General features: G+C 70.8%; 28 protein-coding genes. 14 read left to right on the top strand and 14 right to left on the bottom strand.

The window, feature by feature from the left end; genetic code table 11:
* Positions 1-23 precede the first annotated feature (23 nt).
* From ACYVGD_RS11255 to ACYVGD_RS11235, 5 genes are read left to right on the top strand one after another with little or no spacing between them, the layout of a single operon-like run.
* The gene (locus ACYVGD_RS11255) at positions 24-347 is read left to right on the top strand and encodes a PadR family transcriptional regulator (RefSeq protein ID WP_460743722.1); all 324 of its coding nucleotides are present in this window, start codon (positions 24-26) and stop codon (positions 345-347) included.
* A complete protein-coding gene (locus ACYVGD_RS11250; RefSeq protein WP_460743721.1) occupies positions 344-1,084 on the top strand; it encodes a hypothetical protein in 741 nt (246 codons plus the stop codon). Before ACYVGD_RS11255 ends, ACYVGD_RS11250 begins: the two co-directional genes overlap by 4 nt.
* Complete coding sequence (locus tag ACYVGD_RS11245; protein ID WP_460743720.1) at positions 1,081-2,016, top strand: lysostaphin resistance A-like protein; 936 nt, start codon at positions 1,081-1,083, stop codon at positions 2,014-2,016. The genes ACYVGD_RS11250 and ACYVGD_RS11245 overlap by 4 nt, the downstream gene beginning before the upstream one ends.
* A gap of 10 nt (positions 2,017-2,026) precedes the next feature.
* Positions 2,027-3,817 (top strand): methionine--tRNA ligase, encoded by a 1,791-nt coding sequence (gene metG / locus ACYVGD_RS11240; RefSeq protein WP_460743719.1) that lies wholly within the window; start codon positions 2,027-2,029, stop codon positions 3,815-3,817.
* Position 3,818: 1 nt separating this feature from the next.
* Entirely contained in the window at positions 3,819-4,259 is a 441-nt protein-coding gene (locus tag ACYVGD_RS11235) for a PaaI family thioesterase (protein WP_460743718.1), read from the top strand.
* An 18-nt stretch (positions 4,260-4,277) separates the two neighbouring features.
* On the opposite strand, the gene ACYVGD_RS11230 is transcribed toward ACYVGD_RS11235, so the two are convergent.
* A complete protein-coding gene (locus tag ACYVGD_RS11230) occupies positions 4,278-5,948 on the bottom strand; it encodes a phospho-sugar mutase (RefSeq protein WP_460743717.1) in 1,671 nt (556 codons plus the stop codon).
* The gene (locus tag ACYVGD_RS11225) at positions 5,948-6,763 is read right to left on the bottom strand and encodes a purine-nucleoside phosphorylase (RefSeq protein WP_460743716.1); all 816 of its coding nucleotides are present in this window, start codon (positions 6,761-6,763) and stop codon (positions 5,948-5,950) included. The genes ACYVGD_RS11230 and ACYVGD_RS11225 overlap by 1 nt, the downstream gene beginning before the upstream one ends.
* 40 nt (positions 6,764-6,803) lie before the next feature.
* On the opposite strand from ACYVGD_RS11225, the gene ACYVGD_RS11220 reads away from it, so the two are divergent.
* Both ACYVGD_RS11220 and ACYVGD_RS11215 read left to right on the top strand, forming a co-directional pair.
* Positions 6,804-8,249 carry an NAD(P)H-quinone dehydrogenase gene (locus ACYVGD_RS11220; protein WP_460743715.1) on the top strand — a complete coding sequence of 482 codons (1,446 nt, stop codon included), beginning with the start codon at positions 6,804-6,806 and terminating at the stop codon, positions 8,247-8,249.
* 7 nt (positions 8,250-8,256) lie between these two features.
* On the top strand, positions 8,257-9,081 hold the full coding sequence (locus tag ACYVGD_RS11215; protein ID WP_460743714.1) for an NAD-dependent protein deacetylase: 825 nt from the start codon (positions 8,257-8,259) through the stop codon (positions 9,079-9,081).
* On the opposite strand, the gene ACYVGD_RS11210 is transcribed toward ACYVGD_RS11215, so the two are convergent.
* From ACYVGD_RS11210 to ACYVGD_RS11200, 3 genes are all read right to left on the bottom strand, one after another.
* Positions 9,071-9,946 carry a peptidoglycan-binding protein gene (locus ACYVGD_RS11210; protein WP_460743712.1) on the bottom strand — a complete coding sequence of 292 codons (876 nt, stop codon included), beginning with the start codon at positions 9,944-9,946 and terminating at the stop codon, positions 9,071-9,073. The genes ACYVGD_RS11215 and ACYVGD_RS11210 overlap by 11 nt on opposite strands.
* A gap of 141 nt (positions 9,947-10,087) precedes the next feature.
* Positions 10,088-10,711, bottom strand: coding sequence for a hypothetical protein (locus ACYVGD_RS11205; RefSeq protein ID WP_460743710.1), 624 nt, complete (start codon positions 10,709-10,711; stop codon positions 10,088-10,090).
* Positions 10,712-10,816: 105 nt separating this feature from the next.
* Positions 10,817-12,586, bottom strand: a complete 1,770-nt coding sequence (locus ACYVGD_RS11200; RefSeq protein WP_460743708.1) for an acetyl/propionyl/methylcrotonyl-CoA carboxylase subunit alpha — start codon at positions 12,584-12,586, stop codon at positions 10,817-10,819.
* A 129-nt stretch (positions 12,587-12,715) separates the two neighbouring features.
* Here ACYVGD_RS11200 and ACYVGD_RS11195 point away from each other — a divergent pair, with 129 nt between their 5' ends.
* Together ACYVGD_RS11195 and ACYVGD_RS11190 are read left to right on the top strand one after the other, a co-directional pair.
* On the top strand, positions 12,716-13,591 hold the full coding sequence (locus ACYVGD_RS11195; protein WP_460743707.1) for an alpha/beta fold hydrolase: 876 nt from the start codon (positions 12,716-12,718) through the stop codon (positions 13,589-13,591).
* Complete coding sequence (locus tag ACYVGD_RS11190) at positions 13,576-14,208, top strand: TetR/AcrR family transcriptional regulator (protein ID WP_460743705.1); 633 nt, start codon at positions 13,576-13,578, stop codon at positions 14,206-14,208. The genes ACYVGD_RS11195 and ACYVGD_RS11190 overlap by 16 nt, the downstream gene beginning before the upstream one ends.
* 430 nt (positions 14,209-14,638) lie before the next feature.
* Here ACYVGD_RS11190 and ACYVGD_RS11185 read toward each other — a convergent pair whose 3' ends face one another.
* The 5 genes from ACYVGD_RS11185 to rpmB are packed head-to-tail and all read right to left on the bottom strand — an operon-like array spanning position 14,639 to position 16,150.
* Positions 14,639-15,235 (bottom strand): LamB/YcsF family protein, encoded by a 597-nt coding sequence (locus tag ACYVGD_RS11185; protein ID WP_460743704.1) that lies wholly within the window; start codon positions 15,233-15,235, stop codon positions 14,639-14,641.
* A gap of 31 nt (positions 15,236-15,266) precedes the next feature.
* Complete coding sequence (rpmF, locus tag ACYVGD_RS11180) at positions 15,267-15,437, bottom strand: 50S ribosomal protein L32 (RefSeq protein ID WP_460743702.1); 171 nt, start codon at positions 15,435-15,437, stop codon at positions 15,267-15,269.
* A gap of 4 nt (positions 15,438-15,441) precedes the next feature.
* Complete coding sequence (rpsN, locus tag ACYVGD_RS11175) at positions 15,442-15,747, bottom strand: 30S ribosomal protein S14 (protein ID WP_460743701.1); 306 nt, start codon at positions 15,745-15,747, stop codon at positions 15,442-15,444.
* Positions 15,747-15,914, bottom strand: a complete 168-nt coding sequence (gene rpmG, locus ACYVGD_RS11170) for a 50S ribosomal protein L33 (RefSeq protein WP_460743699.1) — start codon at positions 15,912-15,914, stop codon at positions 15,747-15,749. Before rpmG ends, rpsN begins: the two co-directional genes overlap by 1 nt.
* The gene (gene rpmB, locus ACYVGD_RS11165) at positions 15,914-16,150 is read right to left on the bottom strand and encodes a 50S ribosomal protein L28 (protein WP_460743698.1); all 237 of its coding nucleotides are present in this window, start codon (positions 16,148-16,150) and stop codon (positions 15,914-15,916) included. The genes rpmG and rpmB overlap by 1 nt, the downstream gene beginning before the upstream one ends.
* Before the next feature lie 163 nt (positions 16,151-16,313).
* Between rpmB and ACYVGD_RS11160 the strand changes: the two genes are divergently transcribed.
* Complete coding sequence (locus tag ACYVGD_RS11160; RefSeq protein WP_460743697.1) at positions 16,314-16,553, top strand: hypothetical protein; 240 nt, start codon at positions 16,314-16,316, stop codon at positions 16,551-16,553.
* Between the two features lie 122 nt (positions 16,554-16,675).
* The gene (locus tag ACYVGD_RS11155; RefSeq protein WP_460743696.1) at positions 16,676-17,692 is read left to right on the top strand and encodes a magnesium transporter CorA family protein; all 1,017 of its coding nucleotides are present in this window, start codon (positions 16,676-16,678) and stop codon (positions 17,690-17,692) included.
* 5 nt (positions 17,693-17,697) lie between these two features.
* Here the strand turns inward: ACYVGD_RS11155 and ACYVGD_RS11150 are convergent, their stop codons facing one another.
* A complete protein-coding gene (locus tag ACYVGD_RS11150; protein WP_460743695.1) occupies positions 17,698-19,647 on the bottom strand; it encodes a potassium transporter Kup in 1,950 nt (649 codons plus the stop codon).
* Positions 19,648-19,811: 164 nt separating this feature from the next.
* On the opposite strand from ACYVGD_RS11150, the gene ACYVGD_RS11145 reads away from it, so the two are divergent.
* The 3 genes from ACYVGD_RS11145 to ACYVGD_RS11135 are packed head-to-tail and all read left to right on the top strand — an operon-like array spanning position 19,812 to position 23,013.
* Complete coding sequence (locus ACYVGD_RS11145) at positions 19,812-21,005, top strand: acyl-CoA dehydrogenase family protein (RefSeq protein WP_460743694.1); 1,194 nt, start codon at positions 19,812-19,814, stop codon at positions 21,003-21,005.
* A gap of 13 nt (positions 21,006-21,018) precedes the next feature.
* The gene (locus tag ACYVGD_RS11140) at positions 21,019-22,566 is read left to right on the top strand and encodes an acyl-CoA carboxylase subunit beta (RefSeq protein WP_460743693.1); all 1,548 of its coding nucleotides are present in this window, start codon (positions 21,019-21,021) and stop codon (positions 22,564-22,566) included.
* Positions 22,567-22,584: 18 nt separating this feature from the next.
* The gene (locus ACYVGD_RS11135) at positions 22,585-23,013 is read left to right on the top strand and encodes a lipoprotein LpqH (protein WP_460743692.1); all 429 of its coding nucleotides are present in this window, start codon (positions 22,585-22,587) and stop codon (positions 23,011-23,013) included.
* A gap of 60 nt (positions 23,014-23,073) precedes the next feature.
* On the opposite strand, the gene efeB is transcribed toward ACYVGD_RS11135, so the two are convergent.
* Genes efeB through efeU form a run of 3 tightly spaced genes read right to left on the bottom strand, consistent with a single transcriptional unit; the run spans position 23,074 to position 26,395 of the window.
* Complete coding sequence (efeB, locus tag ACYVGD_RS11130) at positions 23,074-24,381, bottom strand: iron uptake transporter deferrochelatase/peroxidase subunit (protein ID WP_460743691.1); 1,308 nt, start codon at positions 24,379-24,381, stop codon at positions 23,074-23,076.
* A 2-nt stretch (positions 24,382-24,383) separates the two neighbouring features.
* Positions 24,384-25,547 carry an iron uptake system protein EfeO gene (efeO, locus tag ACYVGD_RS11125; protein ID WP_460743690.1) on the bottom strand — a complete coding sequence of 388 codons (1,164 nt, stop codon included), beginning with the start codon at positions 25,545-25,547 and terminating at the stop codon, positions 24,384-24,386.
* Positions 25,544-26,395, bottom strand: a complete 852-nt coding sequence (efeU, locus tag ACYVGD_RS11120; protein ID WP_460743688.1) for an iron uptake transporter permease EfeU — start codon at positions 26,393-26,395, stop codon at positions 25,544-25,546. Before efeU ends, efeO begins: the two co-directional genes overlap by 4 nt.
* Positions 26,396-26,436 lie beyond the last annotated feature (41 nt).

Raw genomic sequence — 26,436 nt, 5'->3', positions numbered from 1 at the left:
CTATCGAAGACGCGAGGATGACCATGGCCGACGAGTCCACCCAGCTCCGCAAAGGGGCGCTGGAGATCGCCGTGCTCGCCATCCTCCGGGGCGGCCCCCGCTACGGCGGCGAGCTCGTCGCCCGACTGTCCGGGCTGCCCGGCCTCGACGCGGGCACCGGCACGGTCTACCCGTTGCTGACCCGCCTCAGGACGGCGGGCTCGGTCGACACCCACTGGGAGGAGTCCCCGTCCGGGCCGCCGCGCAAGTACTACTCGCTGACCCCGGCCGGCCACGCCCGCCTTGATGCGCTCGGCGCGGCCTGGCGCGAGCTGTCGGCGTCCCTGACCTCACTCCTGGGGGAATGATGCACGACTACACCCGCCTCGTGGCCGCCCACCTCCGCGGCCTCACGCCGGCCCAGCGCCGCGCCGCGCTCGACGACCTCGACCAGCTGATGGCCGATGGCGTCGACCCGTCTGAGCTGGGTGATCCCGCCGCGTATGCCGCCGCGCTGCGCCCCGAGGGTCCCGAGCCCGATCCCGGGGTGTGGGCGCCGCAGAGCCCGATGTTCCTCGTCCGCCGCGCGTTCGGCTGGGGCTGGCGGGTCAACGCGGGTGCGGTGGCCGTGCGCCTCGGCTGGCTGCGTCCCGACGACCTCGACGACGACGTCGCCGCGGCGGTGCCCGGGCGCGTACGCCGGCTCACGCGAGTCGTACCGGCCGCCTGTGCCGTGGTGACGGCCACAGCTGCCGCGAACGCGATCCGGCGTGGTCGACCCGTGGCGATGAACGTCGACCTCGCCGGCCGGGTCACTCGCACCATGGACCCCCGCTGGTTGATGGTCCCGACCGCGGTGGCGGCCGGGGCGGCGGCCTGGGGTGCCCGGGGGGAGGGCACGCAGGCCGTCACGCGCCCGGCACTGGCGGCGTCCGCGGCCGGCACCTCCGCACTGCTGGCCGGCCTCGCTGCGAGGGCTCGCGCCGACCGCGCCCTCCCATGGGCGGGCCCGCTGGTCGTCGTCGCACCGGTCGCCATCGAGCTCGCCATGACGGTCCTGCCGATCCGCGCGGGCGTACGCCACGTCGCCGAGGCGCGGCGATGAGCGGCTGGCGCTCGATCGCCGCGTACGTCGTCGGTGCGTACGCCCTGGCCTGGCTCGTCGCGCTGCCGCTGTGGCTCGACCCGCGCCACCTCGCCTCGCCGTGGGTGATGCCGGCGCTCGTGCTGATGATGTTCACGCCGCTGCTCGCCACGCTGGGCGTGCGCCGGCTCGAAGGGACGCCGCTGAGGCAGGTCGCCGCCGAGGTGTTCGCGATCCGCGGCGACCGTGGCCTGACGGTGGGGTTGGCGTACGCCGTCGGCCTGATCCTGCTGGTCGTGCTCGGCGGGCTGGCGACGTCGGTCGCGTTCGGGACCTACACCGCGGACCTCCGTGACTTCTCCGGACTGCGGGCGATCCTCGAGGCGCAGGCCCACGGCCAGCCGATGCCGCCGATGCCGCTGGGGCTGCTCGCGGTCGTCTCGATCGTGCAGACCATCCCGCTGGGCCTGGTCAACACCATCCCCGCGATGGGGGAGGAGGTCGGCTGGCGCGGCTTCCTGTTCCCGAGGCTCGCCGACCGCCTGGGCGTGTGGATGGCGGCGGTGGTCTCGGGCGTCGTCTGGGGCTGCTGGCACGCGCCGGTGATCCTGCTGGGCTACAACTACCCCCAGGGGCCGCGCTGGCTGGCCCTGCTGGCCATGTCGGCGACGTGCACATTCATCGGGGTGGTCTTCACCTGGGTGCGCCACGTGTCGCGCAGCACGTGGGCCGCCGCCTACGGCCACGGGTTGTTCAACGCCCTCGTCGGCAGCAGCGCGATGGCGTTGTCGAGCGCGTCGGCGCCCACCGACATGCGCCAGGGGACCGTCATGGGCTGGGGTGGCTGGCCGGTCGCGGCCGTCGTGGCCGTGGTCGTCCTGCTGGTGCTCCAGCGCCGGGCCCGCGTGTCCGGGGGCGCGCTCGAGATGGAGGCCGTCGGGCCCCGGCGATAGGGTGAGCACCATGTGCTCAAACGTTCTGACCGCCGTCGCCTGGCCGTACGCCAACGGCCCGCGACACATCGGTCACGTCTCCGGTTTCGGTGTCCCCTCCGACGTGTTCTCCCGCTTCATGCGGATGTCGGGCCACGACGTGCTCATGGTCTCGGGAACCGACGAGCACGGCACACCGATCTCCGTCCAGGCCGAGAACGAGGGCATCACCCCGCGCCAGCTCGCGGACAAATACAACCGCGTCATCGTCGAGGACCTCCACGGGCTCGGCCTGAGCTACGACCTGTTCACGCGTACGACGACGCAGAACCACTACAAGGTCGTTCAGGACCTCTTCCTTGCGCTCTACAAGAACGGCTACGTCGTCGCCAAGCCCGCCAAGGGCGCGATCTCGCCGTCGACGGGGCGTACGCTTCCCGACCGCTACATCGAGGGCACCTGCCCGATCTGCGGCTACGACGGCGCGCGCGGCGACCAGTGCGACAACTGCGGCAACCAGCTCGACCCGATCGACCTCAAGAACCCGCGCTCGCGCATCAACGGCGAGGCCCCGAAGTTCGTCGAGACCGAACACTTCTTCCTCGACCTGCCGGCACTGGCCGAGGAGCTCGGACGCTGGGTCTCGGCGCGCACCGACTGGCGCCCCAACGTGCTGAAATATTCCACCAACCTGATCGACGACCTGCGCCCGCGCGCCATCACGCGCGACCTCGACTGGGGCGTCCCGATCCCGCTCGACGAGTGGCGCGACCAGCCGATGAAGCGCCTGTACGTGTGGTTCGACGCGGTCATCGGCTACCTGTCCGCGTCGATCGAGTGGTCGCGGCGAACCGGCGAGCCCGACGCCTGGAAGAAGTGGTGGCTCGACCCCGAGTCGAAGTCCTACTACTTCCTCGGCAAGGACAACATCGTCTTTCACTCCGTCATCTGGCCGGGCCTGCTCCTGGGCCAGAACGGCAGGGGCTCGCGTGGCGGCTCGAACGAGATGTTCGGCGAGCTCAACCTGCCCACCGAGGTCGTCAGCTCCGAATACCTGACGATGTCGGGCTCGAAGTTCTCCACCTCGCGCGGCAAGGTCATCTACGTCGGCGACTTCCTCAAGGAGTTCGGCCCCGACGCGCTGCGCTACTTCATCGCGATCGCCGGCCCCGAGAACAACGACACCGACTTCACGTGGGACGAGTTCGTGCGCCGCACCAACTCCGAGCTCGCCAACGAGTGGGGCAACCTCGTCAACCGCTCGATCTCGATGGCACACAAGAACAACGGCGAGATTCCCGCCCTCGGCGAGGTCCACGACATCGACGCCCGCCTGCTCGAGGCGTCGAAGAAGGGCTTCGACACCGTCGGCGAGCTGCTGGCCCACAACAAGTTCAAGAACGCCATCACCGAGGCGATGCGCGTCGCCTCGCTGGCCAACCGCTACCTGTCTGAGGTCGAACCCTGGAAGCTCAAGGACGACCCGGCCCGCCGTGACACCGTGCTCCACACCGCGCTCCAGGTGGTCTCCGACGTCAACACGATGATGACGCCGTTCCTGCCACACTCGGCCCAGAAGGTGTTCGAGGCGCTCGGCGGCGAGGGTGTCTGGGCCGCCCAGCCCGAGATCCACGAGGTCTCCGAGGAGGGCAACACCGACTACCCCGTCCTCATGGGCGAGTACGCCTCGGAGCAGGCCCGCTGGGAGCACCGCCCGATCAAGGTCGGCCAGCCGCTGGTCAAGCCGACCCCGCTGTTCGCCAAGCTCGACGACAAGCTGGGTCAGACCGGCCCCGAGTGGGCCCCGATCGAAGGAGCCTGACATGGGCATCTGGTTCGGCGACCCAACCCCGGAGAAGATCAACCACGCCAGCGCCGACTCGCTCGTCGGTCACCTCGGCATCGAGCTCGTCGAGTTCCGCGAGAGCTCCTTGGTCGGTCGCATGCCGGTCGACCCGCGCACCCACCAGCCGTTCGGCGTGCTCCACGGCGGCGCCTCGGTGGCGTTCGCCGAGACGCTCGCGTCGTGGGCCGCCGTCTGCACCCTCGACCCCGAGAAGACCCACGCCGTCGGCATGGAAATCAACGCCAACCACATCCGCCCCGTCAGTGACGGCTGGGTGACCGGCGAGGCCACCGCGGTGAACCTGGGGCGGCGTACGCAGGTCTGGGACATCCGCATCACCAATCCCGACGGCAAACTGGTCTGCATCTCCCGCTGCACGATGGCCGTGGTCGAGGCCGCCGCACCGCGTCAGGGCTGAGCGGTCAGCCCCAGGCGATCAGAGCCCCAGCGCAGCGGCGATCCCGGCCTGCAGTTGCGTGATCCTGGCGTCGGCCCGGTCTCGGGCCGCAGCGAGGTCGGCGCGGGTCTCCTCGACGCCCTCGCGGGCTTCGAGGTAGCACTTCAGCTTCGGCTCGGTGCCCGACGGACGGACGGTCACCGTCACCGAGTCGCCGCGCAGCTGGACGCCGTCGGTGGCCGGCAGCATGTCCGAGCCCTCGGCCAGGTCGGCGTACGCGACGGACTCGCCCGCGAGCTCGGCCGGCGGGTTCGCGCGCAGGCGGTCCATCGCCTGCGTGATGAGGGACAGGTCGTCGACGCGTACGGCCCACTGGGCGTTCTTGTGGACACCGGTGGCCAGCGCGATGTCGTCGAGCCGGTCGGCGATGGTGCGGCCCTCGGCCTTGAGCCGGGCGGTCAGCGCCAGCACGGTGACCAGCGCGGAGACGCCGTCCTTGTCGGCCACGGTCTCGGGGTCGCAGCAGTAGCCGATGGCTTCCTCGTAGCCGAACGCCAGGCCGGGGACGCGGCCGATCCACTTGAACCCGGTCAGCGTCGTCACGTGCTGTTGTCCCGCGGCCTCGGCGATGCGGGCGAGCTGGGAGCCGGAGACGACCGAGCTGGCGTACACGCCTTGGACGCCGCGACGGCAGAAGTCGTCGGCGAGCAGGGCGCCGAGCTCGTCGCCGTGGAGGATGCGCCAGCCGTCGAGACCGTTGTCGGCCACGCGCGGGTCCCGGATCGCCACGGCGCAACGGTCGGCGTCGGGGTCGTTGGCGAGGACGACGTCGACGTCCTCGCGGCGGGCCAGCTCGAGCGCGAGGTCGATCGCGCCGGGCTCCTCGGGGTTGGGGAATGAGACGGTCGGGAAGTCGGGGTCGGGCTCGGCCTGCTCGGCGACCTCGCACGCCGCGGGGAAGCCCGCCGCCTCGACGACCCGGCGGACCGTCGCGGAGCCGACGCCGTGCATGGCGGTGTGGACCCAGCGCACGTCCTTCGGGCCGTCGCCGGCCAGGCCCGAGACCCGGCGCACGTAGGAATCGACGAGGTCGTCGCCCATCGTGAGGTAATCGTCGGAGCGCGGCAGGTCGGCCACGTCGACGGAGTCGAACTCCGCGATCGCGGCGGCGATCAGCACGTCGTTCGGCGGGATGATCTGGGAGCCGTCGCCCAGGTAGACCTTGTAGCCGTTGTCCTCAGGCGGGTTGTGGGAGGCCGTGACGACGATTCCGGCGACGCAGTGGGCCTTGCGGATGCCGTACGCCACTAGGGGCGTCGGCACGGGGTGGGGCGCCAGGATCGGGCGGAAGCCGAGAGCGACGAAGATCTCGGCCGTGTCGCGGGCGAAGATCTCGGAGTTGTGGCGGGCGTCGTAACCGATGAGCACGCTGCCGGTCATGCCGTGGCGGTAGAGGTGGGTGGCGAACCCGGCGGCGGTGCGGCACACCACGACGCGGTTCATGCGGGCGGGGCCGGGGCCGAGCGGGCCGCGCAGGCCCGCGGTGCCGAACTCGAGCGGGCCGGCGAACGCCGACTCGATCTCGGCGGTCGCACCGGCGTCGCCGCCCTCGGCACGGGCCAGCAGGCCGGTGAGCTGCTCCTTGGTCTGCGGGTCGATGTCGGTGGCCGCCCAGGCGCGGGCGGCGTCGGCGGTGGCGGACGACAGCATCACAGCACCTCCGCCAGGCCGCGGAGCAGCGCACGCAGCTTCGGTGCCGCGTCCTTGCCCGCCTGAATGACCTCGGCGTGGTCGAGCGGGGTGGGGGAGATGCCGGCGGCCAGGTTGGTGGCCAGCGAGATGCCGAGCACCTCGAGGCCCGCCTCTCGCGCGGCGATGGTCTCCAGGGTCGTGGACATGCCGACGAGGTCGCCGCCCAGCACCTTGGCCATGCGGACCTCGGCCGGGGTCTCGTACTGGGGCCCGCGGAACTGGACGTAGACGCCCTCGGGCAGGTCGGGCGTGACCTGGCGGGCGAGATCGCGCAGCCGCGAGGAGTAGGCCTCCGACATGTCGATGAACGCCGCGCCGCGCAGGGGGGTGTCGGCGGTCAGGTTGATGTGGTCGCTGATCAAGACCGGCGTACCCGGCCCCCACTCGGTGCGCAGCGAACCGCAGCCGTTGGTCAGCACGAGCGTACGTGCGCCGGCCGCCGCGACCGTGCGTACGCCGTGGACGACCGCGTCGACGCCGCGCCCCTCGTAGAAGTGCGTACGCCCGGTCAGGACGAGGGCGACCTTGCCGGCGGGGGTGCGCACGGCGCGTACCTGACCGCCGTGGCCGGCGACGACAGGCTGGTGGAACCCCGGCAGATCGGCCAGGTTGACGGCGGCCATTGGCTCGCCGAGGTCGTCGGCGGCGGCCGACCAGCCGGAACCCAGGACGAGGGCGAGGTCGGCGTGGTCGATGCCCAGACGCGCACGCAGCGCGTCCGCCGCGTCGGCGGCGAGGGTACGGGGGTCGGGGGACGGGGTCTGGTTGCTCACCCGGCCAGCGTAATGGGACCGGACGTGCCAGAATGGCCCCGTGACTCGAGTCGTGATCATTGGTGGAGGACCCGGCGGATATGAGGCGGCCCTGGTGGCCAACCAGCTGGGCGGTGACGTGACCCTCATCGAGAGCGACGGCATGGGCGGTTCCGCGGTCCTCACCGACTGCGTCCCCTCGAAGACGCTCATCGCGACCGCCGAGGTCATGACGACGATCCAGAACGCCGAGAAGCTCGGCATCAACATCGACGACGACGACGCCACCGACAACGCCGAGGGCGTACGCGTCGACCTCGGCAAGGTCAACCGCCGCGTGCTCGAGCTGGCCCGCGCCCAGTCGCGGGACATCCGCGACAACCTGCGTGCCCAAGGCATCAACGTCGTCGTGGGCCGCGGTCGCATGATCGGCCCCCACACCGTCGTCGCCCGCACCGAGGACGACGAGCAGACGTTCGAGGCCGAGGCCGTCTTGATCGCGACCGGCACGACGCCGCGCGAGCTGACCGACGCCCGCCCCGACGGCGAGCGCATCCTCACCTGGACCCAGGTCTACAACCTCACCGAGCTGCCCGAGAAGCTCATCGTCGTCGGCTCCGGTGTCACGGGTGCCGAGTTCGCCAACGCGTACGACGCCCTCGGCGTCGACGTCGTGCTGGTCTCCTCGCGCGACACCGTGCTGCCGGGCGAGGACGCCGACGCCGCGAAGGTCCTTCAGGACGTCTTCGAGCGCCGCGGCATGGACATCCGCTCGCGGTCGCGCGCCGTCAAGGTCGAGCGCCGGGGCGACAAGGTCGTCTGCCACCTCGAGGGCGGTGAGACGGTCGAGGGCTCCCACTGCCTGATGGCGGTCGGCTCAATCCCCAACACGCGCGGCATCGGCCTCGAGGACGCGGGCGTGGAGGTCGACGAGCGCGGCTATATCAAGGTCGACAAGGTCTCGCGCACCTCCCAGTGGGGCGTTTACGCCGCCGGCGACTGCACGGGCGTGTTCGCTCTGGCCTCGGTCGCGGCCATGCAGGGCCGCATCGCCATGTGGCACGCGCTCGGTGACGCCGTCGCGCCGCTCGACACCTCCAGCGTGTCGTCCAACGTCTTCACGGCCCCCGAGATCGCCACCGTCGGCGTGACCCAGAAGCAGGTCGACTCCGGCGACGTGCAGGCGCTCTGCGTGAACCTCCCGCTCGCGACCAACGCGCGCGCCAAGATGATGGGCCTGTCCGACGGCTTCGTGAAGCTGTTCTGCCTGCCCACGACGGGCATCATCGTGGGCGGCGTGGTCGTCGCCCCGAAGGCGTCGGAGCTGATCCACCCGATCGCGCTGGCGGTGTCGGAGAAGATCACGGTCGACAACTTCGCCCAGGACTTCACGGTCTACCCGTCGCTGTCGGGGTCCATCGCCGAGGCGGCCCGCCGCCTCCACGGCCACTCGACCCAGAAGCTCGACCACCGCGCCCAGCCGACCCAGGCCCAGAAGCAGGGCTGATCCCCACGTGAGTGCGCGCCTGACCGGGCTGATCGGCGGGGTCTGCGTATTGTCCGGGGCCGGGATGTCCACCGACTCGGGCATCCCCGACTACCGCGGGCCGAACGCACCCCGCGCGAACCCGATGCTGTACGCCGAGTTCGTGCGCTCCGCCGAGAACCGGCGGCGCTACTGGGCGCGGTCGTACCACGGCTGGGCACGCATGGGCGAGGCCGAGCCGAACGAGGGACACCGGGCGCTGGCGCGTCTCGGCGCGACGGCCGGGGGTCCGGTGACGGGTGTCATCACCCAGAACGTCGACGGGCTCCACGAGGCGGCGGGGTCGTCACCCGTCGTCGCGCTCCACGGCCGGCTGTCCGACGTCATCTGTCTCGACTGCGGGGCCACGTCGTCGCGTGCGGCGCTGCAGGCCCGCCTGGCCGCCATGAACCCCGGCCGCGCGCCGGGTGCGGAGGACATTGCCGCGGGTCAGGCCGAGCTGCGGCCCGACGGCGATGCCGTGGTGGACGCGTGGGAGGACTTCGTCGTCCCCGAGTGCGTGCGCTGCGGGGGAGTGCTCAAGCCCGACGTCGTCTTCTTCGGCGAGTCGGTGCCGAAGCCGCGCGTGGAGCGCTGCTTCGCCATGGTCGAGGCCGCCGACTCGCTGCTGGTCCTCGGCTCGTCGCTCACGGTGATGTCGGGCCTGCGGTTCGTACGCGCCGCCGCGAAGCGTGGCACCCCGGTCACGATCGTGAACCGGGGTGCCACGCGCGGCGACGAGCTGGCCGCGCTCAGGCTCGAGGAGGGCTGCAGCGAGTTCCTGCTCGAATGGGAGCTGTCGCTCAGCCGTTGAGCTTCGCCCAGGTCTTCGGGCCGACGATGCCGTCAGCGGCCAGGCCGTGGGAGCGCTGGAAGGAACGGACCGCGGCGTCGGTCTTCGGGCCGAACTTGCCGTCGACCACGAGCTTGTGACCGCGCGCGTTCAGCCGGCACTGGACCTCCTTGACCGAGGCGGCGTCGTTGCGCGAGTTCTTCTGCCAGACCTTCTGGTCGGTCTTGGCGAAGTCACAGCTGGCCGGGGTGGTCGGCTTGGAGGTCGGCTTCGTCGTGGGCTTCGGGCCGTTCTTGCCGCGCAGCGCGTTGAGCTTGCCCTGGACGGCCGAGGGCGGGAGGACGTACTCGAAGTGCATGGCGTCGGGACGACCCGAGTAGCGGCCGCCCCAGTAGAAGCCTGCCTCCTCCCACATCTTCACGACCGCCGGCGGGATGTCGGACACGAACTTGCTGCCCATCGGGTTCTTGTCCCAGTTGATGTCGACGGCCTTGCCCTTCGAGTGGTTCGAGGGGATCGTCTTCGAGCCGCGGATCGGTCGGCAGTTGAAGCCGCCGGACATCCGGATGTTGTAGCCCATGGCCTCGGTGCGGGTCATCAGCTCGGACACCAGCGGGGCGAGCTCCCTGCGCACGACGGCCTTGTCGCCGGACTTCGACTGGGCGGTCGCCATCTGGGAGGCGGAGGGGCAATTGGGCCACGCGGCAGGGCCCCAGCCGTTCTGGGCGTTCGGGTTCTTGCCCGCGTGCGGGTTCGAGCCGTAGGCGGAACGTGAGTAGTTCTTGGCCGCGGCCGAGTCGATCAGGCCGGGCACGGTCGCGGTGGCGACTCCGCCACCGACGGCGAGGGCGAGGGCGGCGGCGCCGGCGACGAGCTGCTTCTTCATGTCTACTCCTGGGAGGTCTCTGCGCGGGGGGAGCGGGAACACCTCAGAAGTTAGGGGTCGGCGACGCCACGGGAAACGGCCGGAAGGGTGGAAGGTTCCTCGGAGAATTCCGTCCGGGGAACATCCTTGGGGAGGGCGCTCTCAGGCGCTCTGGTAACCCTCGGCGTACGCCTCGAACGCGGGGCCGGCGGCCCAGTAGGGGAGTCTCTCGACGCCCACGGGGACGGTGCGGATGTTCGGCAGCGCGCCCTCGCTGACCCGCGCGGCGTCGGCCGCGCAAGCGGGCACCATGCGGGGCGCGTCCTCGCCGGCGGGGGCCCAGAGGACCTCGGCGGTCGACGGGCCGTGGGCCGGGTTGAAGAAGCAGGGGGTGCAGCGCTCGGGTCGCGGGCCGCCGCGCAGTCGCGACCTCGCGTACGCCAAGGCGAAACGGCCCTCGGCGAGCGTGCGGGTGACGAGCGCGAGGTCTTCGGGCCGGGCGACCCGGTCGAGGGCGCTGCGTGCCTCGCCGCAGGCGCGTCGGGCGCGCCACAGCGCGCGGGCCGCGGACTCGTCGAGGCGCCGCTGCTCGACCTCGACCTGGGCGGTGTCGAGCTCCTCGGTGAACAGGGTGACGTCCTCGGACGCGGCGCGGGAGGCGGCGGCGAGCTGGTCGGCAAGCTCGGCCTCGGTGACGCGAACGCGCCGCGTCGCCAGGTGCCACCGCACCACGAGGACGCAGGCTGCGATCGCCACGAGGGCAGCAAGCATCACGAATCCCGTCACGCCCGCCATCTTCCTGCGCCCGACCGCAGAAAGACAGCGATGGGCCGCTTTCACAGGAGATTCTTGAATCTGGGAAAGCGGCCCGGGGTCAGATTCGCCGAGGGGTCAGCCCTCCGCGTCCACGATCTCGCAGATGACCGCGCCGCTGGAGACCGTCACACCGACCTCGGCGGCCAGCTTGGTGACCTTGCCGGAGCGGTGGGCGTTCAGCGGTTGCTCCATCTTCATGGCCTCGAGGACGACGATCTGGTCGCCCTCGTTGACCATGTCGCCGTCGCTGACGGCGACCTTGACGATGGTGCCCTGCATCGGGGACGTGAGCGACTCCGAGGAGGCGGCCGAGGCGGCCGAGCCGGAGCGTCGGCGCTTCGGCGGCTTCTTGCCGCTCGCCTTGCCGGCGGTCATCGAGCCGAGGCTCGCGGGGAGCTTGACCTCGACACGCTTGCCGTTGACCTCGACGACGACGGACGTCTTCTCCTCGGCCTCGGGAGCCCCGGTGCCGCCGCCGGCGTACGGCTCGATCTGGTTGTCGAACTCGGTCTCGATCCAGCGGGTGTGGACCTTGAAGTCGCCGTCGGCCGCGACGTAGGCCGGGTCCTCGAGCACCGCCTTGTGGAACGGGACGACCGTGGGCATGCCATCGATGATCGTCTCGGCCAGAGCGCGGCGGGAGCGCTGGATGGCCTGCTCGCGGGTCGCGCCGCTGACGATGACCTTCGCCACGAGCGAGTCGAACGAGCCGGGGACGGTCATGCCGGTGAGGTAGCCCTCGTCGACGCGGACGCCCGGTCCGGCCGGCGCGTGCCAATCGGTCAGGGTGCCCGGGGCGGGCATGAAGTTGCGGCCGGCGTCCTCGGCGTTGATGCGGAACTCGATCGAGTGGCCGCGGACCTCCGGGTCGTCGTAGCCGAGCTCCTCGCCGTCGGCGATGCGGAACATCTCGCGGACGAGGTCGAGCCCGGTCACCTCCTCGGAGACGGGGTGCTCGACCTGGAGGCGCGTGTTGACCTCGAGGAACGAGATCGTGCCATCCTGGCCGACGAGGAACTCGCACGTGCCGGCGCCGACGTAGCCAGCCTCCTTCAGGATGGCCTTCGACGACTCGTAGAGGGTCTTCATCTGGTCGTCGGACAGGAATGGCGCGGGGGCCTCCTCGACGAGCTTCTGGTGGCGGCGCTGCAGCGAGCAGTCACGGGTCGAGACGACCACGACGTTGCCGTGCTGGTCGGCGAGGCACTGGGTCTCGACGTGGCGGGGCTTGTCGAGGTAGCGCTCGACGAAGCACTCGCCGCGGCCGAACGCGGTGACGGCCTCGCGCGTGGCCGACTCGAAGAGCTCGGCGACCTCGTTCAACTCGCGGGCGACCTTCAGACCGCGGCCGCCGCCGCCGAAGGCGGCCTTGATGGCGATCGGCAGGCCGTGCTCCTCGGCGAACTTCACGACCTCGTCGGCGTCCTTGACCGGGTCGGGCGTGCCGGGGACCAGCGGGGCACCGGCCTTCTGGGCGATGTGGCGGGCCTTGACCTTGTCGCCGAGGCCGTCGATGGCCGACGGGGGCGGGCCGATCCAGACGAGGTCGGCGTCGAGGACGGCCTGGGCGAAGTCGGCGTTCTCGGCGAGGAAGCCGTAGCCGGGGTGGACCGCGTCGGCGCCGGACTGCTTGGCGACGTCGAGGATCTTCTGCACGTCGAGGTAGGTCTCGGCGGGCGTGGCGCCGTTCAGCGCGTACGCCTCGTCGGCGAGCTTCACGAACAGCGAGTCGGCGTCGGGGTCGGCGTAGACGGCCACGGAGCCGATACCGGCGTCGCGCGCCGCGCGGATGACGCGGACGGCGATCTCGCCGCGGTTGGCGATGAGCACCTTGGACAGGGCCATGGATCCTCCTTGATCGGGGTTGCTCTCGTCACTCTAGGGCGCGTACGCGGCGACACGCAGGAGAACGGGTTGACTTTTAGTGACCGAAGGAGTCAATTGGTCACAACGAAGGTGCTCAGGAGGTGTCCGATGGAACGACGGGTGGTCCCGCTCGACCGGGCGGCGGTCTCGTACCTCGTCGCCGAACCCGCCGGCACCCCGCGCGGGCGGCTGGTGCTCCTGCACGGCGGCGGCGCCGACTCCGCCGAGCTCTCCTGGGGCGGCCTGCTCGACCCGCTCGCCGAGCGGGGCTATGCCGCGTACGCACCCGACGCCCCCGGGTACGGCCACAGCGGGCCGCCGAAGGGCCGCCAGGGCCAGGCGGAGCTGGAGGCCCGCGCGGCCGAGTTCGTCGACGCCCTCGGGCTTGAGGACGCCGTCGTCGGCGGGCTGTCGATGGGCGGCGGGGTGTCCCTGGGACTTGCGCTGCGGCGCGCCGCGGCCGGGCGGCCGGTGCCCGGGCTGGTCCTGCTGGGCAGCTATGGCCTCATGCCCGGGATGGGGCGGTGGGCGCAGGGCGCGGCCGCGCTGTGGGTGTGGTCGCGGCTCGGGCCCTGGGCCACCCGGACGATCGCGCGCAGCCCCCGGCTGGTGCGGGCGTCCATGTCGTCGCTGGTGCGTGACCCGGCTGCCTTCCCCGCCGGTTTCGACGAGCTGCTGGTCGGGGCCCTGCGCGGCGACTCGGCGAAGTACTTCCAGCAGTGGCAGCTGGGCGAGGTGACCTTCCGCGGGCTGCGTACCGACTATCGGGACCGCCTGGGCGAGCTGGGCTGCCCCGTGCTGCTCGTGCACGGGGAGAAGGATCCCGGCGTCCCGCTGCGCTGGGCGCGCCAGGCGGCCGACCGGCTCGCCGATGCCGAGCTGGTGGTCGTCCCGGGCGGACGGCACTGGGTGCAGCGTGACGCCCCCCGCGAGACGCTCGAGGCTGTCTCGACCTTCCTGGGGCGCGTGTGCCGCGTCCGCTGATTCCCGAACGGCGCCGCCGCATCCTCGACGTGGCCGAGGCGATGGTGCTCGACGTCGGCTTCGACGCGATGACCGTCGCCGAGGTCGCGGCCCGGGTGGGCATCGGCAAGGGCGCGGTCTACCTGGAGTTCGAGTCGAAGGACGCCATCGTCGACGAGCTGCTGCGGCGCTCGATGCGGCGGCTGGCGGGCCGCGTACGCCGGGCCGGGCCTCCGCCCGGATTGGGGGAGGCCTACCGGCGGATGGTCGTCGCCATGGTCACCGACCGGCTGATGTCGGCGGCGCTGCTCGACGACCGCGCGGTCCTGGGCTCCTACGTGGCGCAGGTCGAGGACAACCGCTACCGGGCGCGGCACGTGGCGCTGGTGGCCTACGTGGTGGCGCTGCAGGAGGGCGGCGCACTGCGGCCCGACGTCGACCCGGGGGCGGTCGCGCTCGCGCTGTCGGCGGCCATGACGGGATTCCTCACGATCGGCCGCATCGTCGGCGTCGACGACCCCGAGCACCTCGAGGGCGCCGCCGACGCCCTTGCGCTCATGGTCTCCTCCCTCGAGACCGGCCAGGGCGAGGTCGACCCGGGCGCCTGGATGGAGCTGGTGGCCCTGCTGGGCCGGTGAGTGCCGTGCCCGATTGTCCGCTCGTGGCCGCGGCACGCCCCAAGACCCGGGATGGGTCTGTATCGGGGGCGATTGGACACGTCCGGGAGTGACTGTGCGCCGCGGGGTTGGGCGGCTGGTGGCAGCGCTCGAGGCCCGGGGCGTGCTCGATCGTCCCCGATCCGGAGATCCCAGCAGGTCTGCGGGCTCGTCGCGGCCGAGAACGGACGATCGAGCACGGCGCGCCGGGCAACGGCGGGCGAAGCGTGGGGGGCGGAGGCGGGAGGCGCGGAAGCGGCGTGAAGACGGCGCGAACCCACGGGACCAGCGGGCCGCCGGTGCGCCGTCCCAGCCGCGGAGCGTCACCCGCGCAGCCCCCGCGCGCCGGTTTGGCCCCGCGTGCCGGTTTGGCCCCGCTCGCCGGTTTGGCCAGCGCCGGCGGCGCGGCGGGTCAGGCCTTCAGCAGGCCGGCGACGCGGGCAGCGTTGGCCGCCGTCACGTGGACGGTCTGGACGCGCCCACGCTTCGCGGCGGCGACGGCGGCCGCGGGGTCGGGCGTCGCCTCCACCTCGCGCTGGACGGGCAGGTCGCGCGCGGTGGCGGCGCGGGTGTACGCGTCCGAGGCGGTGAGCAGCACCAGCTTCGGGTCGTAGCCGGCTACCGCGGCGACGACCGCCTCGACCTGGGCCTTGTCGGTGGTGGTGCCCAGCGCCCCGGCCAGCCGCACGGCGCTGAGGTTGCCGCCGGCGACGAGCGCGAGCCCGTCGAGGGCGCCCAGCTGGTAGACGACCTCGGCGGCGAGCTCGTCGGGGGCCACGTCGAGGAACCGGTTGCCGAAGCCGGCCAGATCGCGGTAGCCGACCAGGCCGCACAGCCGCAGGTCGTGCTCCACGATCCGGTCGACGCACCGCCGCATGGTCGGTGCGTCGCCGGCGTGGAAGCCGCACGCGACGGCGGCGGTCGTCACGTGCTTCCACAGCGCGTCGTCGTCACCCCGGGACCAGATGCCGAACGACTCGCCGACGTTCGCGTTCACGTCGATGCCCATCCCGTCACTGTAGGCGCTGGTCGGCCCACCGTCACCGGTCGGGATCGATCAGACCCTCCTGGTAGGCGCGCACCAGCCGCCGGGGCACGCGGATCTCCTTGCCCTGCACGCGGATCGGGACCAGGTCGGGGGCCTTGGCCTTCCACTGGGCCCGGCGGTGGCGGGTGTTGGAGCGGGACATCTTGCGCTTGGGGACGGCCATGGGATCACCAGCTCGACTTCGTGATGCCCGGCAGCTCGCCCCGGTGGGCCATCTCGCGGAACCGCACGCGGGAGATGCCCGCCTTGCGGATGTACGCGCGGGGGCGCCCGTCGACGGAGTCGCGGTTGCGCAGGCGCGTGGGGGAGGAGTTGCGCGGCAGTTTCGACAGCTTGTGTACCGCCTCCATGCGCTCGTCCCACGGGGTGTCGGGCGCGTCGATGACGGCCTTGAGCCGGGCGCGGCGGGCGGCGTACCGCTCCACGAGCGCGGCTCGTTGCTGGTTGCGCGCGATCTTGGACTTCTTGGCCATCAGCGCTGCTCCTTGAACTCGACGTGCCGTCGGACGATCGGGCCGTACTTCATGAGCACGAGGCGGTCGGGGTCGTTGCGGCGGTTCTTCTTGGTGACGTAGGTGTAACCGGTCCCGGCGGTGGACCGGAGCTTGATGATGGGGCGGACGTCGGAGCGCTTGGCCATCAGATTTTCTCCCCTCGGGCGATGAGCTCACGGGCGACGGCGTCGATGCCGCGCTGGTCGATGGTCTTGATGCCGCGGGCCGACACGGTGAGCGTGACGTTGCGGCCCAGGCTGGGTACGAAGTAGCGCTTGCGCTGGATGTTCGGGTCGAAGCGACGCTTGGTCCTCTTCTTCGACCACGGCACGTTGTGGCCGAACCCCGGCACGGCGCCGGTGACCTGGCAACGGGCGGACATGGTCCTCCTCGGTGGTTCGTAGGGATACAGGTTGCACGGACAGAAAGGCTAATGATAATCAGATTCACAAAGATTCCCAAACCCCAGAGGCGTCGTCGACCCGTTCACCGTCTTCGACGACGTCTTCGGCGACGACCTGCCGACGCGTCCCCAGCAGGTCTGTGTGTGGGGCGGCTCGGGCGGCCAGCTGTCGCTCGGCTCGGCGGGCATGTGGGGGAGCGGCACGCCGCACACGCGGCTGGTCATCACCGGCATCGACCCCGATGAGCGCGGCCGCATCGAGCGGGCCCTCGCCGATGTCGTGATGACCGACTTCGAGGCCACGCGCGTGGCCGAGTGGATCGGCCGCGAGGACGGCTTCGCGCCGTGGCTGGGTGACGGGTCGGAGCGGGACGCGGGCTGAGCCGGTGCTTGTCGTGACGCGCACGACCGAGCCGTACGACGCCGCCCAGTCGGCGCTCGGGCGTGAGGTCGGCCCGCGGATGTGCACCGCGAGCGATGAGTGAACGGGTGCAGACTGGTCGGGTGAGTGCACGCGTACGCATCGTCGCATGGCGCGACGGCCACCAGGTCGACTGCCCCCAGGAGATCGAGGCCGTCCATGGCCTGGTGACCGATCCCGAGACCCTTGTCTGGGTCGACCTGGACGACTCCGACCCGGCACAGCTGGCGGTGCTGGCCGACCAGCTGGGGCTCGACCGCCATGCGCTGGAGGACGCGGTGGCCCCGGGGGAGCGGCCCAAGGCCACTCGCCACCGCTCCCACACGTTCTTCACTGCGTACGGGACGCGGCTGGGTGATCCCGGCGGCGGGGGCGAGGCGCACGACTCGCGCCTCCACGTCGCGCGTGTCTCGGGGTTCGTCCTGCCGACCGCCCTGCTGACGATCCGTCCCGAGACCGACGGGGCCCACTTCGACACGGCGCCGGTGGAGGCCCGCTGGGCCGAGGACCCGGCCCTGCTGGGGCTCGGCCCGGGAGCGCTGGTCCACGGATTGCTCGACGTCGTCGTCGACGGACACTTCGACACCATCCAACAGATGGACGACGCCGCGGAGGACCTCGAGGACGAGCTCTTCGCGCCCGGGGCGCGCTCGCGCAGGCAGATCCAGCAGCGCGTCTACCGGCTGCGCAAGGAGCTCGTCGAGCTCCGGCGGGTCGTCCTGCCGATGCGTGAGGTCGTCAACGCCGTGATGCGGTTCGGCGGCGAGCACGCCCACGGGCACGAGCTCGACGGCTACTACCAGGACCTCTACGACCACGTGATGCGCGCCTCGGAGTGGACCGAGTCGCTGCGCGACGTGGTCGGGTCGATCTTCGAGACCAACCTGTCGCTCCAGGACGCCCAGCTCAACCTGGTCATGAAGAAGCTCGCCGGATGGGCCGCCGTCATCGCCGTGCCCACCGCCATCACCGGGTGGTTCGGCCAGAACGTGCCGTTCCCGGGCGACGGCCAGCCGATCGGCGTCTACTTCTCGCTCGGCGCGATCCTGGTGTCCACCGTCCTCATGTATGCGGCGCTGAAGAAGGCCGACTGGATCTGACCGGCTCAGACCCGGACTTGCGAACCCATCACGATCGTGCGGTCCGGAGGCAGGCTGAACACCTGCGTGCGCCGGGCCGAGTTCGCCGAGAGCGTCAGGAAGATGCGCTCCTGCCACAGCGGCATCGGGCTGTCGGGGTCGGGCCGCAGGTCGGCGACCGACAGGAGGAAGTGCACCTGCAACGGGTCGAAGTCGAGCTCGGGGAACTGCCGCGTGGCCCACTCGACCGCCGCGGGGATGTGGGGGCTGTCGTTGAACCCCACGTGGTAGGAAACCTGCCACACACCGTCGCGCGGGTCGCCCAGGTCGCTGACCTCGACGCGGTCGACGTGGCGGATGTGGGGGACTGGCTCCTGGACGATCGAGACGAGCACGACGGTCTCCGGCAGGGTGCCGAAGACCTCGACCGAGGTCTTGAGCGCCAGCGGAGTGGTCGTGCTGTTCGGGTGGGGCACGACCGCCACGCCCGGGATGCGGTCGACGCCACCGCGACGGACCTTCTCGAGGAAGCCCGGCAGCGGTCCCTCGACGGCCTCGCGGCGCTGGGTGGCGATGGCGGCTCCTCGGCGCCACGTGAGCATGATGGTGATCGCGACGCCGGCGATGACCAGCGGGACCCAGCCGCCGGAGAACAGCTTCATGAGGTTGGCGGCGAAGAACACGGCCTCCATGCCGCCGATGAACACGCCGACCAGGGCGATCTTCCACCAGGCCCACTCCCACACGTGGTGGGCGAGGAAAAGGAACAGCAGCATCTCGAGGATGAGCGTGCCGGTCACCGACAGGCCATACGCCGACGCGAGGTGGGCCGAGGTGCCGAAGACGAGGATGAGCGTGAGGACGCCGGCGAACAGGATCCAGTTCACCGCCGGCACGTAGATCTGGCCGCCCTCCTCCCTCGACGTGTGCTTGATGGTCAGGCGCGGCAGCAGCGACAGGCGCTGGGCCTGCTGGGCGACCGAGAAGGCGCCTGAGATGACCGCCTGAGACGCGATGACCGTGGCGACGGTCGCCAGCACGACGATCGGCACCTGCGCCCAGGCGGGGGCGAGATGGAAGAACGGGCTGTCGATCTTGCGGGGATCATCCAGCAGCATGGCGCCCTGGCCCAGGTAGTTCACCAGCAGTGCCGGGAGTACCATCGCGAACCACGCGCGGCGGATGGGCGTACGCCCGAAGTGGCCCATGTCGGCGTACAGGGCCTCGGCGCCGGTGATCGTGAGGACGACCGCGCCCATGGCGATGAAGGCCACCCACGGGCGGGAGATCATGAAGACCCACGCGTGGTGGGGCGACAGTGCGCCGAGGATCTGCGGGTGGGCGATCACCTGCGGCAGGCCGAGGGCGAACAGGGTGAGGAACCACAGAGCCATGACGGGGCCGAAGGCTCGACCGACCCGACCCGTGCCCCAGCGCTGGGCGACGAAGAGGACGACCAGGATCGCGATCGAGACGGGCATGACGATGCCCTCGAGGCCCGGGTGGCCGACCGTGATGCCCTCCACGGCCGACATGACCGAGATGGCGGGGGTGATCATGCTGTCGCCCAGGAACAGCGAGGCGCCGACGATGCCCATCATCAGGGCGATGCCCGCGAGCTTCTTGGTGTCGCCCAGCTTGTCGCGAAGCAGCCACACGAGGGCGAGAATGCCGCCCTCGCCCTCGTTGTCGGCGCGCATGACCAGCGCGAGGTATTTCACGGTGACGATGAGCACGATCGCCCACACCGCCATCGAGATGACGCCGTACACGTCACCGGGGGAGGGGTCGACGGTGTTGTGCTCGATGCTGAACACCGTCTGCAGCGAATAGAGGGGGCTGGTGCCGATGTCGCCGAAGACGACGCCGAGCGCGGCGAGCGCGAGACCGAAGCCCTTACCCTGCGGATTGTGGCGGGAGGACGCCGCGGGGGTGTTGGAGGGCGACGGCGCGGGTGCCTCGGTCTGCGTACTCACCTGCTCAGTATGCGCCCGCCGCTGACCATCTGGAAGAAAGGTCGGCCTTTTCCTGCACCCGATTTCGGGGGTTGTCAGAAATACTAGGACACCCTACGTTTTCTCCGAGGTGAGCCACATCACGCGCTGAACCGGCGTCACCTGTCGACCCAAGGAGCACCAGCATGTCCGAGCCCTCGTTCCAGCTCTCGCAGGAGCACAACGACTTCCGCGAGTCCGTCGCCGACTTCGCGCGTACGCAGGTCGCCCCCCACTGCGCCAAGTGGGACGCCGAGGGCCGTTTCCCCCTCGAGGTCGTCAAGCAGATGGGCGAGATGGGCCTGTTCGGCCTCCACGCCCCCGAGGAGTTCGGCGGCGGCGGCGACTTCACGTCGCTCTGCGTCGCGATCGAGGAGCTCGGCAAGGTCGACCAAGCGCTCGGCATCACGCTCGAGGCCGCCGTCGGCCTCGGCATCAACCCGATCGCGACCTTCGGCTCGCAGGAGCAGAAGGAGCGCTGGCTGCCCGATCTGATCGCCGGCAAGACGCTCGCAGGCTTCGGCCTCACCGAGCCCGAGGCGGGCTCCGACGCCGGCGCGACGAAGACGCGCGCCGACGTCGTCGACGGCCAGTGGGTCATCAACGGCTCGAAGCAGTTCATCACCAACTCCGGCACCGACATCACCTCGGTCGTCACCGTCACCGCTCGCACCGGCACGCGCGAGGACGGCAAGCCCGAGATCTCGGCCATCACGGTCCCCAACGGCACCGAGGGCTTCACGGTGGAGCCGGCGTACCACAAGCTCGGCTGGCACAGCTCCGACACCCACCCGCTCACGTTCGAGAACTGCCGCGTCCCCGAGGAGAACCTGCTCGGCGCCCGCGGCAAGGGCTACGGACAGTTCCTGTCGACGCTCGACGACGGCCGCGTCGCCATCTCGGCGCTCGCCCTGGGCTGCATCCGCGCCTGCCGCGACATGGCGCTGGAATACGCGCTGGACCGCAAGAGCTTCGGCGCGCCCATCGGCCGCAAGCAGGGCGTGGCCTTCCAGCTGGCCGACCTCGACGTCATGGTCCACACGGCCCACCTGCTGACCTACTCTGCCGCCGCCCAGAAGGATGCCATCGATCACGGCTCCAAGACCCAGGCCCAGATCGCCTCCTTCAAGCGTGCCGCCGCCATCGCAAAGCTCTACACGTCCGAGGCGGCCGTCTCCGCGACGCGCATCGCGACGCAGATCTTCGGCGGCTACGGCTTCATGGAGGAATACCCGGTCGCGCGCTTCTACCGCGACGCCAAGATCCTCGAGATCGGCGAGGGCACCTCCGAGGTCCAGCGCATGCTCATCGCCCGCGGCATGGGCCTGCCGGTCGAATGATTGGATCAGTCCTGTGATCGAGACCCGGCCCGCCGGCATCAGTGATGCCGCCTCCATCCGCGCTGCCCGAGAGCTGACACTCGCCCCGCCGGCGAAGGCCGCCGAGAAGCTGGCGTCGCAGAACAAGCTGTTCGTCCGCGACCGCATCAACATCCTGTTCGACGAGGGCACCTTCGTCGAGGACGGCCAGCTCGCCAACGCCCAGGCCAAGGGACTGCCCGCGGACGGCGTGCTGACCGGTCGCGGCCTCGTCGACGGCCGCCCGGCCCTCGTGGTGGCCAACGACCCGTCGGTCAAGGCCGGCTCGTGGGGTGCGCGCACGGTCGAGAAGATCATCCGCATCACCGAGGTCGCGCTGCGCGACGAGCTGCCGATCTTCTGGTTCATCGACTCCGCCGGCGCCCGCATCACCGATCAGGTCGAGCTGTTCCCGGGCCGCCGTGGTGCCGGCAAGATCTTCAAGAACCAGGTCCGCCTGTCGGGCAAGGTGCCGCAGATCTGCTGCCTGTTCGGCCCGTCGGCCGCGGGCGGCGCGTACATCCCGGCCTTCACCGATGTCGTGATCATGGTCGAGGCGAACGCGTCGATGTACCTGGGCTCGCCCCGCATGGCCGAGATGGTCGTCGGCGAGAAGGTGACGCTCGAGGAGATGGGCGGCGCGCGCATGCACGCGTCGGTGTCGGGTTGTGGCGACCTGCTCGCCTCCGACGACGAGGACGCCATCGAGCAGGCCAAGCACTACTTCACCTACATGCCCCAGAACTGGCGCGAACGCCCGCCGTCCTACGACGCGGGGCAGGCCGCCCGCCCGTTCGCCGACGACCTGGTGCCGATGTCGGAGTCGGTGGGCTACGACATCAACACGGTCATCGAGGCGATCATCGACGAGGACTCGTTCTTCGAGATGAAGCCGTTGTTCGCGCCCGAGCTCGTCACCGGCTTCGGCCTCCTGGAGGGCCAGCCCGTCGGCATCGTCGCCAACCAGCCGGCGGTCAAAGGTGGCGTCCTGTTCGTCGACTCCGCCGACAAGGCCGCGCGCTTCATCTGGCTGTGCGACGCGTTCAACATTCCGCTGCTCTACCTGGCCGACGTGCCGGGCTTCATGATCGGCTCCGAGGTCGAGAAGCAGGGCATCATCCGCCACGGCGCGAAGATGATCACCGCGATGGCCCAGGCCACCGTGCCCAGCATCTCGCTGGTGGTGCGCAAGGCCTACGGCGCCGGCCTGTACGCCATGTGCGGTCCGGGGTTCGAGCCCGACGCCTGCCTCGCGCTGCCGACGGCCAAGATCGCCGTCATGGGCCCCGAGGCCGCCGTCAACGCCGTCTACGCCAACAAGATCCAGGCGATCGACGACCCGGCCGAGCGGGACGCGTACGTCGAGCAGCTGCGCCGCGATTATGAGGTCGACATCGACGTGCTGCGTCTGGCCGCCGACCTCGTCATCGACGGGATCATCGAGCCGGGTGAGGTGCGCGGCGAGCTCGTCGCCCGCTTCGCGGCCGCCGCGACCAAGGACCGTCACTTCTCGACCCGTCACCACGGGGTGCCCCCGGTGTGATGTGCCAGACTTGATCAGGTGCTGAACCGAACCAGACCGCGCGCCCTTGCCTGGGGTTGCGCGGTCTTGTTCGTCGTGGCCGGGTGCTCGGTGACCAGCACCGGCACGGTCACCGTCGACGGCTCCAGTCGGCGCGCCACGTCGGTGCGCTGCACCGTGGTCGGCTACGACAACACCATCGACCTGCGCACCCCCGGGGGCACCGCCCGAGTCGTCGTCCGGGACCAGATGCTCGCGGAGGCGGTCGAGGTACGCGTCGCCGAGGACGGCCGGGCCGCCTGGGTGGCGAGCACCGAGCGCGGTCTCGGGACGACCGCCACGACCCGCGAGGGCCTGCGGTTCATGGTCAACGCAGAGGTCGTCGAGGTCGACGGGCGGGGTGCGCCCACAGGGCAGGGCGGCGTCAGGCCGGTGTCGATCGACGTCACCTGCGCCCAGCTGCACTGAGCATCGTCGTTGATGATCGCCAGGTGTCCTGATCGGATGGCTGGCCGAGGCCCCGGGAACTCAGGCGAACAGCCGGTGACCCACATACTCGCCCTCGCGTACGCCCGGCGGGATCGCCCACAGGCTCGAGCCGGTGTGCTGGAGGTATTCCTGCAGCAGGTCCGACTTCGCCATGCGGTTCTGCATGGGCACGTAGTGGGTCTGTGGATCGGTGACGTAGGCGATGAAGAACAGGCCGGCGTTCATGCGGCCCAGCTCGTTGGAGCCGTCGACGAAGTTGTAGCCGCGGCGCAGCATGCGTACGCCGTCGTTGTTTGCCGGATGGGCCAGTGCGACGTGAGACGCCGGGTCGATGAGGGGCTTGTTGCCGCGCCCGGCGCGCTGGAAGTCGGGCATGTCGAACTCCGTGCCCCCCGACATGGGGGCGCCCTCGAGCTTGGTGCGGCCGATGATCCGTTCCTGGCCGCGCAGCGACTCGCGGTCCCACGTCTCCATGTGCATGTTGATGCGGCGGGCGACCATGTAGGTGCCGCCGGCGAGCCAGTCCTCGCGCGGGTCGCGCCCGGCCGGCACCCACAGGTGCTTCGCCAGCCCGTCGGTCTCCTCGGCCTTGAGGTTGGCCGTGCCGTCCTTGAAGCCGAACAGATTGCGTGGGGTCTGCTGGGTCTGGGACGTCGACGAGGTGCGCCCGAAGCCGAGCTGCGACCACCGAAGGCCGGCGGTGCCCATCGCGATTCGGGCGAGGTTGTGGATGGCGTGGACGGCGACCTGCGGGTCGTGGGCGCACGCCTGGACGCACAGGTCTCCGTCGCTCTGGCGCGGGTCGAGGTTGTCCCCGGGGAACTTCGGCAACCGCTGGAGCCGTTCGGGCTGCCTCGCCGCCAGCCCGAAGCGGTCGCGGCCGTCGGCGGTGGTGAACAGGCTCGGGCCGAACCCGAATGTCAGCGTCAGGCCGGAGGCGGGCAGGCCGATCGTCTCGCCGGTGTCGTCCGGCGGCAGGTCGTACCCGCCGGACGTGGGGCCCTTGGGGCCGGCGTACCCGCCCTGGGTGAGGCGGGCGGCGGCCTCGGTCCAGCGCTGCAGCAGGCGGACGACGCGGTCACGGGAGTCGGTCGTCAGGTCGAAAGACGCGAAGTGGAGGCGGTCCTGGGCCTCGGTGACGATGCCGGCCTGATGCTCGCCGTGGAAGGGGTACGCCGGAGCGGGGCCGGGAGGGGTGGCCGGTGCGGCGTCCGTGGCGCGCGAGGTGGCGAACCCGCCGCCGAACGCTGCACCGGCCACGGCGAGCCCACCGGCCGCCGCACCGATCACCCCGCGTCGCGAGACGCGGGACGGGTTGGTGGGGGACCCGGTGGGCTCGTCGCTCATGGTCAGATCACCGCCGCGGTGAGCTTCGACAGCGGCTCGGACAGGGCGTTGACGGCGTCGGAGAGCTCCTTGACCTCGTCCTCGCTCAGCTTGTCGTAGGTCTTGAAGCCGGTTCCCTGCTTGTGCTTGTCGAGCAGCTTCTGAAGGTTGTCGAAGTCGGAGGCGATCTGTCCGTCGAGCTCGGCGTCCTTCTTCTTCAGCAGCGGCTGCAGCCCCTGCCAGGCGACGCGGGCGCCGTCGACGTTGGCCTGGAAGTCCCACAGGTCGGTACGCGACCAGTACTCCTCCTCGCCGGTGACCTTGCCGGTGGCGACCTCGTCCAGGAGGCCCTTCGCGCCGTTGGCGATCGAGTCGGCGGTGAACGTCAGCGTCCGCGTGCGCTCGTAGAGGTCCCTGGTGTTCTTGACCAGATCATCGGCGAACTTCGCGCGCTCCTCGGGCGTGAGAGCCTTGTAGCCCTCGGCGCGCTGGGGCCACAGGTCCTTCTCCATGCGGTGCCAGCCGGTCCACTCCTGGCCCTCCTCGAGATCGGCCTCGCGGGCGTCCACCATCGGGTCGAGGTCGCCGAAGCTCTCGGCGACGGTCTCGATGCGCTCCCAGTGGGTGCGGGCGTCGGGGTACATCGTGCGTGCCTCGTCGTCCTTGCCCGACTTGTACGCCGCCGCGAACGCCTCGGTCTTGCCCAGCAGCTGCTCGGTCTGGTCCTTGACGTAGAGCTGGTACTGCTGGTTGGCCTGGTCGACCAGCCCCTGGTCGTCGGAGCTGGTGACCTGCTCGCCCGACTCGGTGACCTCGAAGGGGGCACGGATCCCGTCGCCGACCATGCCGGGCTTGCAGGCGGTGAAGTACTTCCCGGCCGGGGCGGCCAGCACGAGCTCACGGGTCAGCCCGGGGCCGATGTTCTCGACCTCGCCGATGATGCGCAGCCCGTCGGCGCCGAGCAGATAGAACTCGTTGACCTTCGTGCCGCTGTTCTTGACAGTGAACGTCAGCTTGCCCGACGGGGCGGTGGCTGCGCTCACCGTGCACTCGGTGTCGGAGGCGGCGACGGTGAATGCGCGCGGGTCGCCCGCCGCGGGCTTCGAGGCGGCCGTGTTGTCGGTGCAGCCGGTGAGGATCAGGCCGGCGCAGGCCATGGCCGCGACGGTCGTGGTGGTGCGGATCATGCGTGGTCTCCAGCGGGGACGGGCGCCGGCTTGGGCGCGGGACGGGACCTGAGCCAGAACGCGATCGTGCAGGGGACGGCGTACGCCACCCATGCGATCGCCTCGAGCCAGGTGGTGGCGGGCGAGAAGTTGAACACGCCCTTGAGGAGGGTGCCCAGCACGGAGCCGGGCTGGATGATGTGCGAGACGTCGAAGGCCAGGTGGTTGAGGCCGGGCAGGAAGCGGGCCTCCTGCAGGTCGTGGACGCCGTACGCGAGCACGCCGGCGGCGACGAGGATCAGGAACGCGCCGGTCCAGGTGAAGAACTTCGACAGGTTGATGCGGATGGCGCCGCGGTAGATGAGCCAGCCCAGCAGGACGGCCACCGCCAGCCCGAGGGCCGCGCCGACGAGGGGTTCGACGGTCGACTCGCTGTCGGCGGCGGCGGCCTTGGTCGCCGCCCACAGGAACAGGGCCGTCTCGAGGCCCTCGCGTCCCACGGCGAGGACGGCGACGAGCACCAGAGCCATGCGGCCGCCCTCGGCCGCGGCGTCGATCCTGCCGCGCAGCTCCGACGTCAGGGCCTTGGCGGCGGTGGCCATCCAGAAGATCATCCACGTCACGAAGCCGACGGCAATGATCGACAGCCCACCGCCGATCAACTCCTGGGCCTCGAACGTGAGGCCCTTCGGGCCGAAGGTGAGGGCGGCGCCGAACGCCAGGGAGATGGCGACGGCGAGGCTGACTCCGGCCCAGATGCGGGGGAGGAGCTGGCGGCGATCGGACTTCACCAGGTAGGCCACGAGGATGCTGACGACCAAGGACGCCTCCAGCCCCTCGCGCAGTCCGATGAGGAAGTTCCCGAGCACCATTGCCTCCTAAGGTCAGGCTCGCCTAAATAAGGCTTGCC

The sequence above is a fragment of the Mariniluteicoccus endophyticus genome, assembly GCF_054780035.1.
This window is presented reverse-complemented; position numbering and strand designations above follow the sequence as displayed.

Excerpts from the sequence above, each read along its gene's own strand:
- rpmG (WP_460743699.1), bottom strand. The coding sequence starts at position 15,914 with ATGGCCAAGCGCTCCGACGTCCGCCCCATCATCAAGCTCCGGTCCACC.
- ACYVGD_RS11255 (WP_460743722.1), top strand. The coding sequence starts at position 24 with ATGGCCGACGAGTCCACCCAGCTCCGCAAAGGGGCGCTGGAGATCGCC.
- metG (WP_460743719.1), top strand. The coding sequence starts at position 2,027 with ATGTGCTCAAACGTTCTGACCGCCGTCGCCTGGCCGTACGCCAACGGC.
- efeO (WP_460743690.1), bottom strand. The coding sequence starts at position 25,547 with ATGATCCGCACCACCACGACCGTCGCGGCCATGGCCTGCGCCGGCCTG.
- rpmF (WP_460743702.1), bottom strand. The coding sequence starts at position 15,437 with ATGGCCGTCCCCAAGCGCAAGATGTCCCGCTCCAACACCCGCCACCGC.
- ACYVGD_RS11185 (WP_460743704.1), bottom strand. The coding sequence starts at position 15,235 with ATGGGCATCGACGTGAACGCGAACGTCGGCGAGTCGTTCGGCATCTGG.
- ACYVGD_RS11145 (WP_460743694.1), top strand. The coding sequence starts at position 19,812 with ATGTCCGAGCCCTCGTTCCAGCTCTCGCAGGAGCACAACGACTTCCGC.
- ACYVGD_RS11235 (WP_460743718.1), top strand. The coding sequence starts at position 3,819 with ATGGGCATCTGGTTCGGCGACCCAACCCCGGAGAAGATCAACCACGCC.
- ACYVGD_RS11245 (WP_460743720.1), top strand. The coding sequence starts at position 1,081 with ATGAGCGGCTGGCGCTCGATCGCCGCGTACGTCGTCGGTGCGTACGCC.
- ACYVGD_RS11210 (WP_460743712.1), bottom strand. The coding sequence starts at position 9,946 with ATGAAGAAGCAGCTCGTCGCCGGCGCCGCCGCCCTCGCCCTCGCCGTC.
- rpmB (WP_460743698.1), bottom strand. The coding sequence starts at position 16,150 with ATGTCCGCCCGTTGCCAGGTCACCGGCGCCGTGCCGGGGTTCGGCCAC.
- ACYVGD_RS11195 (WP_460743707.1), top strand. The coding sequence starts at position 12,716 with ATGGAACGACGGGTGGTCCCGCTCGACCGGGCGGCGGTCTCGTACCTC.
- rpsN (WP_460743701.1), bottom strand. The coding sequence starts at position 15,747 with ATGGCCAAGAAGTCCAAGATCGCGCGCAACCAGCAACGAGCCGCGCTC.
- ACYVGD_RS11200 (WP_460743708.1), bottom strand. The coding sequence starts at position 12,586 with ATGGCCCTGTCCAAGGTGCTCATCGCCAACCGCGGCGAGATCGCCGTC.
- ACYVGD_RS11230 (WP_460743717.1), bottom strand. The coding sequence starts at position 5,948 with ATGCTGTCGTCCGCCACCGCCGACGCCGCCCGCGCCTGGGCGGCCACC.
- efeB (WP_460743691.1), bottom strand. The coding sequence starts at position 24,381 with ATGAGCGACGAGCCCACCGGGTCCCCCACCAACCCGTCCCGCGTCTCG.
- ACYVGD_RS11250 (WP_460743721.1), top strand. The coding sequence starts at position 344 with ATGATGCACGACTACACCCGCCTCGTGGCCGCCCACCTCCGCGGCCTC.